This window comes from Candidatus Chlamydia corallus, assembly GCF_002817655.1.
GTDB classification, from domain to species: domain Bacteria; phylum Chlamydiota; class Chlamydiia; order Chlamydiales; family Chlamydiaceae; genus Chlamydia; species Chlamydia corallus.
Genome location: NZ_NWQK01000001.1, coordinates 92,694 through 111,563 on the forward strand (window position 1 = coordinate 92,694; position 18,870 = coordinate 111,563).

Genomic DNA, 18,870 nt, shown 5'->3' on the forward strand with positions numbered 1-18,870 from the left:
TCTAAAAAGAAGAGTTATGGTCTAATCTACAGTTGTAAATAATAACCAGGGAGACTTTAGGTGAAATTCTTCGCCTATAATATCTAAAGTTTCTTCTTTCCATAGATCTCTAGCATACATCTTATCGAAATTATGATTTTCTAAAGACTTTGGTGAAATCATCTCCCAAATAGCCACAGCACTTTCAGGAATAATGGGATAGGAAATTAAAGCTAGTAGCTTTTGACAATAACATGCACAGAATAAAATTGCCCCCACACGCTCGCGAGCCCCTTCTTTCAATAGCCTCCAAGGTGCTTTGTGGTTAACATAGACGTTTCCTAAAGCTGCGAGCGCCATAATGACATTTGTTGCCTTACGTAAACTATACTCTCGGTAACACTTTTCAGCATCCCGAACAAGTTGGCGAGCTTCTTCAAGAAATACTTTATCACTATCTTCTAAAAGGCCTGGATTATAAGAAAGCTTGTCATAGTGATTCTTTTCAGCAAAAGCCAGAACTCGGTTTATAAAATTCCCAAACTTTCCTACCAACTCAGAATTGCAGCGCGTCTTAAAATCAAGGAAAGTGAATTCACTATCTGAAGTTTCGGGAGCCGTGGCTGCTAACACATATCGCAATTTGTCTAAAGAATACGAATTCAAAAACGCATCCATATCAACGTAATTGCCTTCCGATTTACTGAATTGCCGTCCTTCTAAAAGATAGAACTCTGAAACTACCAAGTCGTTAACTTTCTTATAGCCAAGTTTCTGACCTAGTTCCATAGCTGGGAAAATTACAGCATGGAAAGGAAGATTGTCCTTACCTATAAATTGAACATACTCAACACCTTCTTCAAGCCAGAAACGTCTCCACTCGTCAGGAGTTCCTTGAGAGGCTGCCCATTCCATAGTTCCGCTGATATATCCTATAGGGGCGTCAAACCATACATAAAACACCTTTCCAGGAAAGTCTGGAACAGGAATCCCCCAAGATAGATCTCGAGTAATCGCCCGGGGCCTGGCATTTTCTATGTAGTCGACAACAAATTTACGGACATGATCAGGTAAATAGCAGCCTTTAATAAAAGAAAGTAGAGGATCTCTCATACGTTCCAAAAGAAAATATGAGTGCTCTGTCTCCTTTTTTATTAACCTAACTCCAGAAATCTTAGACTTAGGATCGATTAAATCTGTTGCCTCATAGTCCGCACCGCAATGCTGACACTCATCTCCTCGAGCATGATCAAAACCACACTGAGGACACGTCCCCTCTACATAACGATCCGCCAGAAAACGTTCTTCTTTTTCAGAATAAAGTTGTTCAGAAAGGCGATTTTCAATCAATCCAGATGCTCTAAGCTCGAGATAAAAATTTTGGACCAGCTCTGAGTGAAAGGGGTTTGTAGTCCTAGAAAAGAAATCCAAGGCAAACCCTAATTTTTCAAAAGTATCTTTATGTAACTTATGATACATATCAACGTACTCTTGATACCCCAACCTCTCACGATCTGCATTTAGCGTGATTGCTATACCAAATTCATCGGAACCACAAATATAAAGGACATCGTCTCCTAATAATCTACGAAATCTTGCATAAACATCTGCAGGAAGATAGACTCCCGCAATATGTCCAAAATGTAGTGGGCCATTAGCGTATGGTAAAGCTGAGGTAATCAGGATTCTTTCTGGCATTACTTTACATCACTCCAAGTATATGCTGAGGGATCTTTTTTCCTAGAATTTGTATGCTCAGATCTTTTTCTTTCTACAGTGGGGCTAGCAGTCACTACAACCTCTTCATTAAATTCGGGCTGTATACCTTCTCTATCTAACAATAAGAGTGTTTCGATCGCAACATTAGAGGAGCGAACATCGCCTTTTGCAATCTTAATCTTTGCTTGTTTAATCGCGTAGTTCACCAGGCTAAAAGGACTATCGAAAAGCTTATTTAACTTTTCATTAGTGAAACGATCTTTTTTGGTCATAATATATTCCTATGTTCTTCAGCTATAAAAATGCTTTTTAAAACCTTGTAAGCTTGATTTAATTCGTCATTAATAATGACGTAATCAAACTGATTTGCAGCTGCTAGCTCAATAAGACTGTGCTCCAACCGTTCTTTTCTTTGGGTTCCCTCTTCAGATCCTCGTAAAGCTAACCTTCTCTCTAATTCCTCTTGTGAGGGTGGAGCAATAAAAATAGATACGCTCAGCATTTGAGAGCGAATAAACAAGGCCCCTTGGATATCAATAACAGCAACGGCATGTTTTCCAAGATTCCAAATTCTTTCAATCTCCAACATACTTGTGCCATAATACTCTCCGAACAAGAAAACCGATTCTAAAAGAGACTGACGATCCAAAAGTCTTTGAAATTCTTCGTGGGAAACAAAATGATAATCTTTACCAGGGACTTCACCCTCTCGAGGTTTTCTTGTCGTTAGCGATATAGTCTCAGCAAAAGCAGAGGGAAACTCTTTCTCTAACAGACGGACAAGTGTTGTCTTTCCCACTCCAGCAGGAGCACTAATTGTAAACAGCTTTGGGAAGCACTTCTGACAATCTGGAGAAAAAGGAGAGTCAACTATGATCTTATTCATATAGTAGCACACATTTGCTTTATCGGAGAAAAACTCTTCCTATGACAAGGACTCGGGCCATAACGTCGTATTGCTTCTAAATGCAGGGCAGTTCCGTATCCCTTATGTCTATCAAATCCATAATCAGGATAGAGCTTGTGTAATTCTAACATCAAATCATCACGATGCTCTTTTGCTAAAATAGAGGCAGCAGCTATGGATGCGGATTTAGCATCTCCTTGAATAATTTTCTTACAAGGAATTTCATGGGATAAATACAGGCCATCCACAAGAAGAAGGTCTGGGGATATCGGCAAAGAAGATATCGCTTGAACCATAGCCTCTTTAGTGGCTTCTAAAATATTGACTTGGTCTATCCTCTCTACAGAAATGACACCTATACCAAAAAAGACCTCAGAATCTTGCATCAAAGTATCACGAATTTGAGCCCGTTCTCTGGCAGTTAGCTTCTTACTATCATTTACTCCAGGAAATATCTTTCCTTTAGGTAAAATACAGGCACTAGCAACTACGGGGCCTGCCAGTGGCCCTCTTCCAGCTTCATCTATTCCAGCGACAACACTAAAATCTTCAGAGGCAACCTCTTTGTCAAAAGCGGTCATAGAAAGAAAACGCTGAATTTCAGAAGTAGAAGTATTCATAAGCTACTGTATGACGTCTTGCTACAGGCTATTTCTTTGGAGATCTAGGCCCTACAAATTCTTTAACCTTAGCAGCCTTACCAGTTTTTCCTCTCAAATAGTACAAACGAGCTCGAGCAACTTTACCACGCTTAACAACTTCAATACTTACAATCCTAGGACTATTAAGCAAGAAACTCTTTTCCATACCTTCGCCATAAGCCACACGATGTAAGGATACCGTCTCTCCAGAACCGCCCCCTCGACGAGCCATGACAGTGCCTTGGAATACCTGAACACGCTCTTTACCTCCTTCAGAAATCTTTGTAGCCAACCGAATGGTATCGCCAACATGAAAATCAGGAAGATCATTCCTACATTGTTCTTGTTCTAATTCTTTGAGTAAATTCACCATAATATATCACCTAAAATTCTCTTCCTTTATTTTATCCTATGCCATGAGAACATCCATGCGTGCCCCTCTAAATCTTGTGCTAGGGCAACTACAGCATGCTCATTAGTTTCCTTCTCTAATAATTTTCCACCAAATAATTCCCATCTTCTAAGAAGATCAAAAAAGTCCTCTTTACAATTAAAGGAAAGGGACAGCGTGATTATATTTTTTTTCTCGGTTCTAACTTCTCGTAACCAGAATAGGGTTTTGCCTTCATCAGGAAGGGAAAATTTATTCTCGCAGCTCATGGCATTCAAACTTAATCTAAATACCTTACAGTAAAAATGTTTTGCCTGCTTTAACCTATGTACTTCTAGCGCTATGGCAGTCTTGCCACACTTGGGTTGATCTCTACTTGTTATACTCTCTTCGCGACATTCCTGACGAGTCGATTGGCTATAGAGATAGTTCAGATATAAATCAGGACGTCTCTCATAGGTTCTATATTCACTTTGCTCCAACCTCCACTGAGAAATAGCCTTATGATCCCCTTGCAGCAATACTTCTGGGACTTCTTTGCCTTCAAACACTCTGGGGCGTGTATACTGAGGTCCTTCTAGTAAGCCATTTTCTAAGGAATCTCTCTCAGCACTTTCTTGATTCCCTAATACACCAGGAATAAAGCGAGAAACCGCATCGATAAGGACAAGAGCAGCAACTCCACCATTAGTCAAGACATAGTCCCCTATGCTAATCTCTTCGTCCACTTCGCTCTCAATAGCGCGCTCATCAATACCTTCATAGTAACCGCAGAGTAATACCAAATGCGAGCTAGAGGCTAGCTCTCGGCTCTTTTCAGCTGTTAATAGGGCTCCTTGAGGAGAAAGGTATATTACCTTAGAGTGTTCCTTCCTTACACTTCTAATAGCCGAAGTGACGGGTTCCGCCATTAATAGCATCCCGCCACCACTAAAAGGAACATCGTCAACCTGCTTCCACTTTCCAAGTCCAAAATCGCGAAGATTTATAAGTTGGACATCTAAGAGTCCCTGCTTTACAGCCCTACCCAGGATACTTGTTTGTAATGGACCCTCAAAATAACCTGGGAATAAAGAAAGTATGTCGATCTTCATCCCAGTTCACTGCCTACTTAGTTGTAACTTTAGCAGCTTCTTCTCTCTGTGCAGACCGACGCTGTCTATAAGTACGACGCTTCTTACGCACAACCAACTTACGAGCTTCTTGTTTAGACAGGAGCGCACTGTACACTCCTGGAGCACCTTGCTTTACTAAAGCTTCCGCTTTTGAAGAAAGTTGTGCCCCCTGCTCTAACCAATAAAAAATTCGTTCACTTTTCAGCTGATAATTTACAGAGCTATGTGGGTCATACCAACCCAATAATTCTATGTATTTACCATCACGAGGAGACTCAGCATCCGCGAGTACTAATCTATAAACAACATGATTTCTACGTCCTTGTTGTCTTAAACGAATTTTTAACGCCACTGATTTCCTCCTGACATTTTTTTTCTAACCTGTTCCATCTTGCCTTTAGACATTCCTTTAAAAAATTTCTTGGATTGCAACATCTGTTTTCGAAACTGGTTCACATCACCTAAAGTTAAACCACAACCAGAAGCAATCCTCTTCATACGGCTCATATCCAATTCCACCTGCTCTGTTCTTTCCTCAGGAGTCATGGAAAGGATAATTGCCTCTGTTCTTTTCATATGTTTCTCAGAGTTTTCTAATTCCTTTTCGCTAGGCTTAGCATTATTAAAACCTGGCATCATGCCTAAAAGTTTTTTTAAAGGTCCCATGCGACGAAACGCTTTCATCTGCTTATAATAGTCTTCATAAGTAAAAGCTGCAGCAACAAATTTTTTACCTAACTCCGCATCTTCTTCCTCGGATATACACTGCCGCATTTCCTTAACAAAATTTACGGTATCTCCCATTCCAAGAATACGTTCCGCCATAGATTGAGGATCGAATGAACGAAGATCTTGAATACGTTCACCACACCCCTCAAATTTAATGGGCTTACCAAGGATATGCTTAATTGAAAAAACAGCACCCGCTCGAGCGTCTCCATCGGTCATGGAGAGAATCACTCCTGTAAGATCCAAAGACTGATCAAAAGCTTGAGCCACTGCGATAATATCTTGCCCCATAGCTAAATTCATAACAAAAAGACGTTCATTAGCTTGAGAAACTTTTTGTATAGTCGCTAACTCTTCCATCAGCTCGTTATCTACATTGAGACGCCCTGCAGTATCAAGAATCACAAGATCATGACCTTTCTTTTTAGCATAAGCAAGTGCCTCAATAATAAGATCAGTGAGCGTCTTTTCTTGACTTTCGTAAAGTTCAGCTTGCGTTTGAGAAATTAAAATTTTTAATTGTTCTAAAGCTGCAAATCTTTTTAGATCGCAAGGAACCACAAGAACTTTCTTAGCTTTGCGATTGCTAATTACATAATCAGCAAGTTTAGCAGCTGTTGTTGTTTTCCCTGCCCCTTGAAGTCCACAAAGAAGGATTACCCAAGGCCTTCCCTGAATCGTGAGCTCCTCCCTTCCATCGCTTAAAAATGAAACTAATTCCTCATGCAAACAACGTATAAACTGCTGGCCAGGGGAAACATGTTTCCAGATCTCTTCTCCAAGGACTTTTTCCTTGACTTTAGAAATAAAGTCCTTAACTACATGATAATTTACATCGGCATCTAAAAGAGCCAAACGGACTTCCCTAATAGATTCGGAAATATTTTCTTCATTAATTCTATGAGAAGAAACCAAGGAAGAAAAAATAGAAGATAGCTTTTGCGATAAAGAATTAATCATTTATCCAGAAAAAATCAAGAATAAACTGCTGAGGATACAGGATCCCTCCCATCCATTTCAAGAAAAAAAATTCTATCGCGACCAGAGAAGTCTTGATAGAGACGGCCACAAATTCCGTTCTTCAAAAAAATATTTTTTACACTCTTGCCTTGACTAGATCCTATCTCTAGCCACCCTAATCCTGTAGGAGTTAAAATCCTAGGCAACTCTTGAGCTATACGCTCGTAAAACTCCAATCCCGTAGCACCTCCAATAAGAGCCTTCCAAGGCTCATAACAACGCACTTCGGGATCTGTATGAATAATTTCATTAAAAGACAAATAGGGGGGATTGCAAACAAAAGCATCCGCAGGACTAACGTAGGGGGATGACAAATCGCCAAGAAGGATCTTTACATCCAATCCATTACGTTTAGCATTATCATTCGCAACGGCAACTGCTTGTGGACAAATATCTGAAAGCACCACGTCTATGTAAGGACAGCGTTTCTTTATAGCCAGCCCTAAACATCCACTACCACAACAAATATCATAAAAAGTTTGAATCTTAGAATGAGATGAAAGATAGTCGATGATATGTTCAGCAAGTAGTTCGGTCTCTGTTCTAGGAATTAAAACTCTAGAATCTACTTGCAATCTTAATCCCAGGAAACTCACCGTACCGTGGACATATGCTGTAGGACACCGTTGTCCCCTTAAAGAAAGTCGCTTCCGATACTCCTCAAGCATAGTCTGATCAATTTCAGCAAGATCGAGTAACTTTGCTTTTGAACTTACTCCTAACAGATCCATGAGCATATAGAGGGCTTCGCAATCAGAAAGAGGCACTCCATAATAATTTAAGTAGGCGGCGCCCTCTTCAAGAGCCTTTTTAATTTCCATGTTCGAGTAACTGATGGTATGCATGACTGACCATGGCCGTTGTAATTGGATCTAGGTCCCCTTCCATAACTTTATCCAAACTATATAAAGTTAAGCCAATTCTATGATCAGTGACGCGATTTTGAGAAAAATTATAAGTACGAATTCTTTCTGAACGATCCCCACTTCCTACCTGAGCGGAACGCATAGCAGACGCCTCATTATGGCGTTTTTGCATTTCTGCATCACGAATCCGGGCTTTAAGAATCCGCATGGCTTTATCTTTATTTTTATGTTGACTTCGTTCATCCTGGCATGTAACTACTACACCCGTAGGTAAATGAGTGATTCTCACTGCAGAGTCGGTGACGTTTACGTGCTGTCCTCCAGCTCCAGATGCTCTGAACGTATCAATCTTTAAGTCCTTTTCATTAATAAAAAGCTCTGTATCTTCTTCTGAAGGTTCTGGGAGGACTGCTATTGTAATTGCAGATGTGTGTACGCGCCCTTGAGTTTCTGTTTCAGGAACTCGCTGAACTCGATGTGTGCCCGCCTCGTACTGGAGCAGACGCTTCACCCCAGTTCCTGAGATACCCATGACATATTCCTTATACCCTTTAAGATCGGATTCGGATGCAGAGAGCACTTCGTATTTCCATCCCTTAGATGAAGCGTAAAGGTGATACATCCGGACACAATCTCCAACAAAGAGAGCCGCCTCCTCACCTCCTGTACCTGCTCGCAACTCCATAATTACATTTAAATCATCGTCAGGATCTGGAGGAACAAGTAGACTTTCTAATATTTTATTTAACTTCTCTAACTCTACTTTATTTTCATTAATTCCCTCTTCAAGCATAGCGATCATTTCTTGATCTTTTTCAACAGCTAAAGCTTGCTTATCATCAGCAAGCACCTTTTCTAAATTCAAGATTTTATCGTATGCATTTTTCAATTCCAGAAGATAGGAATGTTCCTTGCTAAGAGCACTGTATTCTTTAGAATTAGAAAAAATTTCAGGATTTGAAATTTTTATTTCGATTTCTGCTAAACGGTTTAAATACTCGGCAACTTTTTTCTTCATGAATCCCTAAAAGAGTGGTAAAAAATCAGTACTCAATGGAATCCAAGACAAAAAATTCTCTAAGACTGATACACGCATCTAACGCTATCTATTTAAAATTATCGTGACCTATGAAACCATAACCTATTATACAAGCTATTGCAAGAGAGAAAGCCCAGAAAAGAAAACCCATTCTAAGGTCCTAAAGGCATTAGAATGGGTTCCATAAAATCGAAATTTAAAACAAATCTTATTTCTTTTTCTTGGTTACAACTTTTTTCTTTTCTTTAACAGCAGGTAGGGACTCCTCTTCAGCTTGAGATTGCTGCGCAGGCTGTCTTACATTGCTATAACGTTTTAAAAACTTATCTACCCTGCCTTCGGCATCAACAAACTTCTTGCTTCCAGTGAAAAAAGGATGTGAAGAAGAAGAGACGCTCACGTAACATACAGGATACTCTTTACCTTCAAAAACTTCAGTTTTTTCACTTTGATACGTAGATCCACAAACAAATTTATACCCGGTGGAGGAATCTACAAACAAAATCTGTCTGTATTCAGGGTGGGTATTTTTTTTCATATTGACAACTCCAAAATCGCTATCCTACTATAGAAAATGATAGCTCGACATACTTCAAGAGGATTCTACAGAAATATCTTATGAAAAAGCAAGGAAAAATACTCTTCTTATTTCTCTTTCTATCTTTCCTCTTTGCCCGCCCTTTTTCTTTTCTTTTTGCCTCTCAAATCAATTCTTTGCGAACAATTCAAGAAAATATTTTTCTTGCCAAGCCTGGAGACTATACTGTTTTAAGTAGAGGCTCTCAAAGAACCTTTATTTTAATCAAATTAATGACCTCTGAAACTGTTTGGATGGAGATCATCCATTTTCCCTGTATAGCTTATAAAGAACGCTCTTCTCTAGAACAAGCTTCTTGGAAAACCCTCATTCATCAATTAAAATCGCCCTCAAAAGTCTTTGTTGTTTCGGTATCTTCCCAAGGTTCTCGTTGTTTTTCTCTAAATACTGAAAAGAAGAAACTAGAGCCCCTATTAAACTCTGATGCAGTTCCTTTCTTATTTCGAATCTTTGATCTTCCTTTAGCTCCAGCTCCCCGAAACTTAATCAAAAGTAAAGAAAAAGGTGCTACACCTTGGTCTCCGAAAGTTTCTTTTGAAGGAGCGCCACTCACACCAGTCTCTACGAATGCATGGCATGGACTCTGGCCTAAAGATCGTAGCCCCTTATCAGAAACAGGAATACTTATGTATTTCACCGAACCTAATATTTCTGTGTTTCCTTTATGGGTGAGTATTGATACTCCTAAAGGAACTTCTGTAGTAAGAGCAGTAGATATAGGACACGGGGCAACCTCTCCCTATCTATATTCTCTTCCTGATTCTAAGACAGAATGAAAAGATTTAATGACATAGCAAAATAATTTTGGATCGAAAAATCTAATGCGCTAGAATGTACTTACGAATTTAGTTTAGCATCAGGATTGTTTTGCTTTCTCATTTAGATCTTCAGTCTCTATTAAATCTAAAATATCCAAAGCAGCCGCTCTATAATAATCAATCCCAAAAGATAGAATCAGACTTTCTTAACCCAGTATCTCTATGAAACAACATTATTCTTTAAATAAAAGTCGTCATATCCTCCACAGTACTTATAAGCTTTTAAAAAGTAAAAAACTTGCCCATTCTCCTGAAGCTAAAAAGCAACTTCAAGAACTACTAGAACAGCTAGAAAAGGCTATCTTTGAACACGATCAAGAAACTGCGAATGACTTAGCTAAGGAAACTTTAGCCTTTTGTAATCGTTATCCTAGTTCCTTAGGACGCAAAATCTATGAGCTTACCAAGGCCCTTCTTTTTGCTGGTGTTGTAGCATTCTTAGTTCGGCAATTTTGGTTTGAACTTTATGAAGTCCCTACAGGGTCAATGAGACCTACAATTTTGGAACAAGATCGGATTCTTGTATCTAAAACAACATTCGGCCTCCATTATCCTTTTGGTAAGAAGCCTTTTGCATTCAATCCTGAATCAGTGACTCGAGGAGGCCTTGTTGTTTTTACTGTAGGCGACCTCCCTATCCCAGATGCTGATACAAAGTATTTCGGATTTATTCCTGGAAAGAAACGTTACATTAAGCGTTGCATGGGAAGACCTGGAGACCTCTTATACTTCTATGGGGGAAAAATTTACGGTCTTGATAGTGCAGGTAAGCGCATAGACTTTCCTTTTGTTGATGGTTTAGAAAACTTGTATCATGTTCCCTATATATCTTTTGAAGGCACCACAAGCATCAAGCGAATAGAACAAACAACTACCATAGATTTTAAGCAGTTCAACCAAAATTATGGCAGATTAGTTTTTCCTCAAACCTCGCCTTATGGACAATTCTTTCATAATAAAGAATGGCATCAAGATGAGCCTAATAAATTAAAAGGTCCTCATACTTCCCCAGTAAGCTATGCGGACCTTTTGGGTATGGGTAACTATGCTATGGTGCGTATCTTGACGGAACATCAGGCGCGCACAACCCATCTACTTCCTAATCCTGGGAGTTCAAGTAAAGTCTACTTAGAAATTTGCCATACAGCAAATCTTTCCTACCCAAAGCCGCTATTACGTCAATATGAAAATCAGCTGGCACCTATGATTCAACCTATGAAAACTCTACTTCCTTTACGTAAGGAACATTTACACTTAATTCGGAATAATCTTACAACATCTCGTTTTATTATTGCTCAAGGACTTGCTTATAAATACCACCCATTCAAGATTAACACTTCAGGAATTGCCAAAGCCTATGCGATTCCCTTCCCGACCGTCCCTGACGGTTGTTATGAATATTCTAAAGGCCAGGCATATCAAATTGGTTTTGGCGGCATTCGTTATAAGCTAAAATCTTCTCACCCTCTCACTCAGCTCGATGACAAACAGGTTATTGAACTCTTTAACTGCGGTATCAATTTCAGTTCTATTTATAATCCAGTCAATCCCCTGCAAGCACCTTTACCTAACCGTTATGCATTCTTCAACCAAGGAAATCTCTATATCATGGATTCTCCTGTATTCATAAAGAATGATCCCACCCTGCAAAAATTTGTTGCTTCTGAAAAAGAAAAACAAGAAAAGTCTTCAGACACACAACCTTATATAGCTTTTGTTGAAAAGGGACTCCCTCCAGAAAATTTTAAAGAGTTCTTTGAATTTATGCATAATTTTGGCATTGAAGTTCCTAAAGGTCATGTTCTAGTCTTAGGGGATAACTACCCTATGAGCGCAGATAGTAGAGAATTTGGCTTTGTTCCTATTGAAAACCTCTTAGGATCCCCTCTATGTACTTTCTGGCCTATTGGACGTATGGGACGATTAACTGGAGTTTATGCTCCAACAACACTCTCAGGTTATCTTGTTAGTGGTTTAGCATTAACCACAGGACTCTGCCTCATTGGATACATCTATTATCAAAAACGACGCAGGCTATTTCCTGAGAAAGACAAAAAAAACCACAAAGACTAGAGAAGCTATTCCTGTGGTTTTCTTAATCTAAAAGATCCCTAAGAATCTATAGAACTGATTGTAATTTCAATTTGCGTTGCATGTCCATTAACATCCCATGTTTCTCCTTGAAAATCAGAGTCCTGAGAAAAGTCATACGCTATAATTAAAGTTTCTTCGCAAATATAGTCTTGATATTCAAAAAAAGCTCGACGAACAGCTTCCGTTGCTTTTATTTTTAATGCTATGCGGTCAGAAACATGAAGTTGTTGATTCCGACGCATAGTATTAATCTTATTCACTAGCTCCCTTGCTATACCTTCGACTACAAGAGGTTCTGTTAACTGACAATCTAGAATTACACTGAATAGAGATGAACTACGAGCAATATATCCAGGATCCGTATGGCGGCAAATCACAACGTCATCAGAATCCAGGGCTATCTCTCTACCATCAATCGTTAAAACCCATGTTTCTCCCTGAATAAGCTTGCCTATAGCAATGTCTGACAGTTCACTGAGAGCTTTTTGGACTTCTTTCATCTTCGGTCCAACTTTTTTCCCAAGCATACGAAAATTAGGTTTTACCGTAGTATAAACAAAACTTGGAGCTTCTTGATAAAAAATCACATTCTTCACATTCAGTTCTTCAGCAATCAATTCTTTAAATGTTTGTAAAAGACCCAATCTATCTTTAGACCCAACAACATAAAAGTTTGCTAAAGGCTGACGAACTTTTAGCTTGTGTTCTTTTCTTAAAGAATGGCCTAAACCTACAATTTCCCGAATATCATGCATATGCTTTTCTAAATTGGGGAGCACTTTATCCATCTCTACTTCTGGAAAATCACAGAGATGAACTGATTCAGGTCCTTCTTCTAACTTTAATTTTTGATAGATATCTTCGGCAATAAAAGGAACGAAAGGAGCAATTAACTTACAAAAAACAGTGAGCACTTCATATAGAGTAGAAAATGCAGCCCTGCGGTCAGGAGTATCTTCAGCTTCCCAAAAACGTCTACGACAGCGACGTATGTACCAGTTAGTCAGATCATCAATAAAGGTGACAAAAGGTTCTACAGCAAAGTTTAAATGATACTGACTCATGCTCTCGCGAACTTTACCCACAACACTATATAAATTGGATAAAATCCACTTATCAATCTCTGCGTAAGCTGGTTCTATATCTTGCGACGTTACATCAAAAGCATACAGCTCTGCATACGTCTTAAAAAAGGAAAGAACGCTTGTGAGAGGAAGAAGTATTTGCTTCAAAACACCCTCGATTCCTTTATCACAAAAGCGAAGATCTTCAGCCTTTACAACAACACTGTGGAGCAAATATAAGCGGAGAGCATCAGCTCCATAGGTATCCAAAACATATTTAGGACTAGGATAATTATTTAGACGTTTCGACATTTTATTGCCGTCTTCTGCAAGAATAATTCCATTCACAATAGCATTACGAAATGCAGGACGATCAAATAAAGCTGCAGCAATAACTGTCAGAGTATAGAACCATCCTCGAGTCTGGTCTAACCCTTCGGCAATAAAGTCCGCAGGAAATCCCTCTTCTGTTTCCTTTTGATTTTCAAAAGGATAGTGATTTTGGGCATAAGGCATAGCTCCTGAGTCAAACCAACAGTCAAAAACATAGGGAACTCGATAAAAGGATTTGCCATCTTTAACAATTTTTAAATCATCAATAAAATGCCTATGAATGTCCTCAATCTGGGTTCCTGTAAGCTCTTCTAGCTCTTGGATAGACCCTAAAACAAGAGTGTCACCATCAGCACTTTTCCAAATGGGAATTGGCGTTCCCCAATAACGATTTCTACTAATTGCCCAATCACGAGCACCTTCCAACCACTTCCCGAAACGTCCTTCTTGGATATGCTCAGGGACCCAATGGATAGACTTGTTCGCACGAAGCATCTTATCTTTTATCTTTTCTACAGAGACGAACCAGGAATTAACAGCTTTATAAATCAAAGGCGTATCGGTTCTCCAACAGAATGGATAACGGTGTTTTAATGTTCCATGATAAAAAATCTTTCCCTCTTTCTTCAAAAACTTAATGATTCCCTTGTCAGCGTGTTTAATGTATTGTTCTTGATACTCAGGTATTTCTTCTGTGAAACTTCCGTGAGAGTCTATAGGACAGACCAAAGGAATATTGTTCTCTTTACAAACTAAAAAGTCTGCTTCGCCAAATGCTGGAGCCATATGCACGACCCCTGTTCCCTCGCTCTCTTCAATAAAGGAGGCTGCAACTACACGAAAAGCCCCTTCTTCTCGTTTAGATTCGAAAATAGCAAAGGGAGGTTCGTAAGTTTTACCAATAAGATTTTTTCCAGAAAAGTTTTCTAAAATTGTAAATTCTTCTGGATTAGAAAACCAACGAGCAAGACATCCCTGACTTAGGATCCACTGCTCCCCATGTTTTTTATCTTCAATACGGACATAAACCAGATCTTCCCCTACAGCTATAGCCATATTAGAAGGCAACGTCCACGGAGTCGTTGTCCATACAAGCAAAGAGGCTGGATCATTATGAAGAGGCATTCGAACCACAATAGAGGGGTCATCGACTTCTTTGTAATTTTGGCTTGCTTCAAAATTAGATAGAGGTGTTCCTAACGCTGTTGAAAAAGGAACAACTTTTGTGCCTTCATAAACTAAATCTTGGTTATATAAAGATTGGAAAACCCACCAGACACTTTCCATAAAAGAGGCATCCATAGTTTTCCAAGTAGAAGAAAAATCTACCCAACGTCCTATACGATTAATGTAGCTTTCCCATTCATTAACGTATCTAAAGACGATTTTACGACATTCTTCGTTAAAGGCTGCTATACCAAAATCTTCGATAGATCCAGGTGCTGTTAAACTAAGGGACTTTTCCACTTCGTATTCCACAGGAACACCGTGGCAATCCCAGCCAAAACGTCGCGGTACATAGTAGCCGTCCATGGTAGCATAGCGTCCAACAACATCCTTAATTGTACTTGCTAATAAGTGACCGTAATGCGGAAGACCTGTAGCAAAAGGAGGGCCGTCATAAAAAGAATACAGGGTTTTCCCCTGTCGATTTTGCAAAGACTTCTCAAAAATGCGATTGTCTTTCCAAAACTTTAAAACTTGTTCTTCTTTTTCTACAAAGCTACTTTTTCCCACCTCATCTGCAGTCATGTTTTGTCCTTAAGAACATTCTGATATGAAAACATATGTACAATAGAGGTTTTTTAGGTTTTCGTCCATAGCCAGCCTCTCGAGAAATCATAAAAGAGTTCTTAGAAATTGACCAAAATACGATGATTGAATAAAAACTAGCAAGCTTCTAAAATAGTTTCTGGGGGTGTATAGGTTTCGACTTGAAAATGAAGTGTTAATTGCATGCGGAGGGCGTTGGCTGGCCTCCTAAAAAGCCAACAAAACAATAAATGCCGAACCTAAGGCTGAATGCGAAATTATTAGCTTGTTTGACTCTTTAGAGGAAAAACTTGCTGCTTAATTAGCAAAAGTTGTTATTTAGATAATCTCTAGGTAACCCGGTATCTGCGAGCTCCACCAGAGGTTTGCAAAATACCGTCATTTATCTGGTTGGAACATACTTTCTCTAATTCTCAAGGAAGTTTGTTCGAGATTTGTGAGAGTCATTGGCTGCTATAGAGGCTTCTAGCTAAGGGAGTTCAATGTAAAAATTCTAGAAGATAAGCATGTAGAGGTTAGCAGGGAGTTTATCAAGGACGAGAGTTCGAGTCTCTCCACCTCCATTATTTTAGAAACGTGTCTTCATATACGACTCATCCTTCTTTTCATTCGGGAGAGAAAATGCCTTTCCCATAAAATTAGATTGCATATCCTTAAAATCTTTAAGGGCTTATCAAAAGTAAAATATTTGTTAGAAATAGTTCTAAAAACCCCTCGATTTCATAAAAATAGAAACAAAAGCTAGGTTATTTTATAATGCTCACAGCAAAAAAATAATTCCTTTACAAGGCGATTCGTATGAGCATTACTAATAAAGAGATCTTTATAGTTAACCATGGGCATTCATCCTCGGGTCAAGCCTCAGTAACACTAAGAAAAACTCCTTTGGTGAATCCGCTATATCGCTCATATTTCGAACGTATTGCAAGCTACATTCCGATAATTAGTACGTTTATAGGTATCCGAACCTTAAAAGGAGTCCGCTCTCTTCAATACTCTATGATTCTAATGACTGGGAATTTCTCTCCATTGTGTAGAACATTACCCTGTCTTGAAATTCATGATGAACTTCCTAAAATTAAGAAAGAAGCCTGGCTAGAAATTTTTGGAGTTAAAGGACTATATTACCTAATCCTAGAAATTATTAAGATTGTAAAGCTCATCATTCGATACCTTTGTCCCTCCTGTTGTCCTCCAGAGATGAAAGAACCTATAAAGCCCTTAATCCCTGAGCCATTAGACATCGGACAGCAGATAGATGCAATATTTTCTACTCCTACTCCCCCTAAAGATTTCAAAGGTGAGTTGGTAGACCAGCCATCCCAAGAGGATGAACGAAAAAAAACACCCGTATATCCAAAGCCGAAGCCCTCTATACCTAAGGCAGTTGTACCTGGAAAGATACAAACATCCCCCACCCCAGGCAAAAAACCATCTCCAACTTCTCTTATTTATCCTCAACCTAGATTCCATACTATGCTGTTAAAGAATTGGGCTCCTGTGGATACACCTTTCCCCTGGCCTCCAGCAGAAGAGAATCAAAAGACCTTTGCTTGGCAACTTAGTGATTCAAAGCTGGTTTTCATCTCCACAACAGGGAGTATTGCGCAACCTCGTTTTATTACCGACAGCACGTCTTTAATGATTGTAAACGCAGCTAATAGGAAAATGTATCGAGATGGAGGGGGGACAAATCAAGTTCTATCAGCAGCAGTCAGTCCCGAGTCTTGGGAGTCATCGAAGCAACCTGAAAATCCTGGACGCAAGGGAATGCCTCTCGATGAATGTGAATGTCGTGCAGGGGTCTGGCGCAATCCCGATGGATCAAGCCATACAGGTAGACAGGGCCTACCGCATTATCTAGCACAACTTCTTGGCCCTAAAGCTGGAGATCACAATAGCGATCCTAAAGCAGCCTTTGATCTCTGCAAAAAAGCATACTTAAATTGCTTTAAGTTGGCTCAAACATTACGTGTAGATTTCCTACAAATTCCTCTTATCTCCTCTAGAATCTTCGCTCCTTCTGGAAACACAAAGAATGCCCGTACGAACTGGATAAATGCTGTGAAATCTGCTCTTGTTTCCGCTATGCAAGAATTTGGAAGCACACCTGAAAATAAAGATAAAAGAATGCTGATTGTTCTTACAAACGTCCCGACCCCCCACATCGAATCCCCAAAACTGAACAATTAAAAGCTTTGCTATAAAAAACCCTGGTCCCTCTCTTCCTCTTGAGCATGTTATAGAATAGTGGCAGCTGCGGCAGCAAGTTCAGAACGCTCTGTACGGGTCATAAACATGTGTCCATACAATGCCAAGTGATGAAACTTCCCAACGAGATATGTTAATCCGTTAGAATTTTCATCAAAATATAAACTATCGATTTGTGTAGGGTCTCCTGTAAGAACAATCTTAGTCCCCTTCCCAGCTCTTGAGATAATTGTCTTTATTTCATGAGGAGTGAGATTTTGAGCTTCATCAATAATTATAAAAGCTTTTGGTAAAGAGCGTCCTCGGATATAAGTAAGAGCCTCCATTTCCAACTTTTTAGCGTCCATAAGAGCTTGCAAAGCCTCTGAAAAACTCCCCATCTGGTTTATGCTAAATAAAAATTCCATATTATCGTATATAGGCTGCATCCAATGCATGAGTTTATCTTCCTTTAATCCAGGAAGATAACCTATGTCTCTGCCCATAGGAACTATAGGACGACTTACCAAAACTTTATTATATGTTTCCTTATCAAAAACTTTATGCATAGCTGCTGCTAAAGCCAGAATTGTCTTTCCAGACCCAGCTTGTCCGATAAGAGTGACTAACTTAACATCATCTCTAAGAAGCAAATCCAAAGCGCACCGCTGTTCTGTATTTAAAGGCTTGACTCCCCAAACACTCTTAGGAAGTGCCTTTAATGCTACAATCTTTCCCTCACTTACGTAGTATCTACCTAAGGCAAAATGATTCTCTCCTGCTGACATGAAAAAATACTCGTTTGGCGAAGGCATCACGTCTAAAGGGAGATCTAAGTAACCATTCTTATAGAAATTTTCAATATCACTTTCGGCAACCTGAAGCTCTCTAAATCCCCGGTATAAAGAGCGAAAGGAAAAGCGTTTACTTTCATAGTCTCGAGATTCGATTTGCAGTGCTTCAGCACGCACTCTGCGTCCCAAGCTCTTACTAACAAAAACCATGGGTTCTCGTTTAGCAATTATCTTAAGCAACTCCAAAGTGAGGAGTTTGCCTCGTCTATCATCATTAGAAAGAGGAGCAACTTCTATACGCAACTCACTCCCATTAGGCAATAGCACACCTTCTGTTACTTTGGTTTTTGAGTTTTCTAAAAGCAAACGAATATTACTTAATGCTCGAGAAGCATTTTTAGCAGCCTCATCTCGATCTCGAAATTTTCCAAAAGCTTCTAGCTCTTCAATTACTGGAAAAGGAATGATAATTCGGGTATTTTCAAAAGAAAAAAGGGCTTCTGGATCATAGATGAACACACTTGTATCAATGGCCATTGTTTTCTTCATTCGATCCCTTGCCTTCTTTTATAGAATCTTTTGTTCTTTTATAAAATTTTTTTTCTTAAAACAACTCTAACATAAATTCGAAAGAAAACCTTTTTTCATTAGAGAGTAGATACTGTCTCATTAGGTTCCAACTACCATACTTACGCTTTTCTATGAGAAACTATTGCAAAAAATATATTCCTAATAAAAAAATTCATTTACATAATGAAGATTTTGTGGAAAGATTTAGCAATCGAGAGCCTGCTCTGCTA

16 protein-coding genes and 1 other RNA gene are annotated in these 18,870 nt (G+C 39.2%); 4 read left to right on the forward strand and 13 right to left on the reverse strand.

What is annotated here, in order from left to right; translation table 11 throughout:
- Nucleotides 1-21 precede the first annotated feature (21 nt).
- The 11 genes from metG to CMV32_RS00480 all read right to left on the reverse strand — a co-directional run bounded on the left by metG (nucleotide 22) and on the right by CMV32_RS00480 (nucleotide 8,944).
- Nucleotides 22-1,677 (reverse strand): methionine--tRNA ligase, encoded by a 1,656-nt coding sequence (gene metG / locus CMV32_RS00430; RefSeq protein WP_100933986.1) that lies wholly within the window; start codon nucleotides 1,675-1,677, stop codon nucleotides 22-24.
- The gene (locus CMV32_RS00435) at nucleotides 1,677-1,970 is read right to left on the reverse strand and encodes a hypothetical protein (protein ID WP_100933987.1); all 294 of its coding nucleotides are present in this window, start codon (nucleotides 1,968-1,970) and stop codon (nucleotides 1,677-1,679) included. The genes metG and CMV32_RS00435 overlap by 1 nt, the downstream gene beginning before the upstream one ends.
- Nucleotides 1,967-2,584, reverse strand: coding sequence for a guanylate kinase (gene gmk / locus CMV32_RS00440; RefSeq protein WP_100933988.1), 618 nt, complete (start codon nucleotides 2,582-2,584; stop codon nucleotides 1,967-1,969). Before gmk ends, CMV32_RS00435 begins: the two co-directional genes overlap by 4 nt.
- The gene (locus CMV32_RS00445) at nucleotides 2,581-3,225 is read right to left on the reverse strand and encodes a ribonuclease HII (protein ID WP_100933989.1); all 645 of its coding nucleotides are present in this window, start codon (nucleotides 3,223-3,225) and stop codon (nucleotides 2,581-2,583) included. Before CMV32_RS00445 ends, gmk begins: the two co-directional genes overlap by 4 nt.
- Before the next feature lie 28 nt (nucleotides 3,226-3,253).
- Complete coding sequence (rplS, locus tag CMV32_RS00450; protein WP_100933990.1) at nucleotides 3,254-3,619, reverse strand: 50S ribosomal protein L19; 366 nt, start codon at nucleotides 3,617-3,619, stop codon at nucleotides 3,254-3,256.
- Nucleotides 3,620-3,645: 26 nt separating this feature from the next.
- Nucleotides 3,646-4,731 (reverse strand): tRNA (guanosine(37)-N1)-methyltransferase TrmD, encoded by a 1,086-nt coding sequence (trmD, locus tag CMV32_RS00455; protein WP_100933991.1) that lies wholly within the window; start codon nucleotides 4,729-4,731, stop codon nucleotides 3,646-3,648.
- Between the two features lie 13 nt (nucleotides 4,732-4,744).
- A complete protein-coding gene (locus CMV32_RS00460; protein ID WP_100933992.1) occupies nucleotides 4,745-5,104 on the reverse strand; it encodes a 30S ribosomal protein S16 in 360 nt (119 codons plus the stop codon).
- A complete protein-coding gene (gene ffh, locus CMV32_RS00465) occupies nucleotides 5,095-6,441 on the reverse strand; it encodes a signal recognition particle protein (RefSeq protein WP_100933993.1) in 1,347 nt (448 codons plus the stop codon). The genes CMV32_RS00460 and ffh overlap by 10 nt, the downstream gene beginning before the upstream one ends.
- Nucleotides 6,442-6,455: 14 nt before the next feature.
- On the reverse strand, nucleotides 6,456-7,322 hold the full coding sequence (gene prmC, locus CMV32_RS00470) for a peptide chain release factor N(5)-glutamine methyltransferase (protein WP_100933994.1): 867 nt from the start codon (nucleotides 7,320-7,322) through the stop codon (nucleotides 6,456-6,458).
- Nucleotides 7,312-8,385, reverse strand: a complete 1,074-nt coding sequence (gene prfA, locus CMV32_RS00475; RefSeq protein WP_100933995.1) for a peptide chain release factor 1 — start codon at nucleotides 8,383-8,385, stop codon at nucleotides 7,312-7,314. The genes prmC and prfA overlap by 11 nt, the downstream gene beginning before the upstream one ends.
- Before the next feature lie 229 nt (nucleotides 8,386-8,614).
- Nucleotides 8,615-8,944 carry a type B 50S ribosomal protein L31 gene (locus tag CMV32_RS00480; protein ID WP_100933996.1) on the reverse strand — a complete coding sequence of 110 codons (330 nt, stop codon included), beginning with the start codon at nucleotides 8,942-8,944 and terminating at the stop codon, nucleotides 8,615-8,617.
- Nucleotides 8,945-9,024: 80 nt separating this feature from the next.
- Here CMV32_RS00480 and CMV32_RS00485 point away from each other — a divergent pair, with 80 nt between their 5' ends.
- Both CMV32_RS00485 and lepB read left to right on the forward strand, forming a co-directional pair.
- The gene (locus CMV32_RS00485) at nucleotides 9,025-9,780 is read left to right on the forward strand and encodes a hypothetical protein (protein ID WP_100933997.1); all 756 of its coding nucleotides are present in this window, start codon (nucleotides 9,025-9,027) and stop codon (nucleotides 9,778-9,780) included.
- Nucleotides 9,781-9,984: 204 nt separating this feature from the next.
- Nucleotides 9,985-11,895, forward strand: a complete 1,911-nt coding sequence (gene lepB, locus CMV32_RS00490) for a signal peptidase I (protein ID WP_100933998.1) — start codon at nucleotides 9,985-9,987, stop codon at nucleotides 11,893-11,895.
- Nucleotides 11,896-11,933: 38 nt separating this feature from the next.
- On the opposite strand, the gene ileS is transcribed toward lepB, so the two are convergent.
- Complete coding sequence (gene ileS / locus CMV32_RS00495; protein ID WP_100933999.1) at nucleotides 11,934-15,065, reverse strand: isoleucine--tRNA ligase; 3,132 nt, start codon at nucleotides 15,063-15,065, stop codon at nucleotides 11,934-11,936.
- 162 nt (nucleotides 15,066-15,227) lie between these two features.
- On the opposite strand from ileS, the gene ssrA reads away from it, so the two are divergent.
- Together ssrA and CMV32_RS05535 are read left to right on the forward strand one after the other, a co-directional pair.
- Nucleotides 15,228-15,652: a transfer-messenger RNA gene (gene ssrA / locus CMV32_RS00500) on the forward strand.
- Nucleotides 15,653-15,884: 232 nt separating this feature from the next.
- Nucleotides 15,885-17,279 (forward strand): macro domain-containing protein, encoded by a 1,395-nt coding sequence (locus CMV32_RS05535; protein ID WP_239923120.1) that lies wholly within the window; start codon nucleotides 15,885-15,887, stop codon nucleotides 17,277-17,279.
- A gap of 47 nt (nucleotides 17,280-17,326) precedes the next feature.
- Here the strand turns inward: CMV32_RS05535 and CMV32_RS00515 are convergent, their stop codons facing one another.
- A complete protein-coding gene (locus CMV32_RS00515; protein ID WP_100934000.1) occupies nucleotides 17,327-18,619 on the reverse strand; it encodes a PhoH family protein in 1,293 nt (430 codons plus the stop codon).
- Nucleotides 18,620-18,870: the final 251 nt, after the last annotated feature.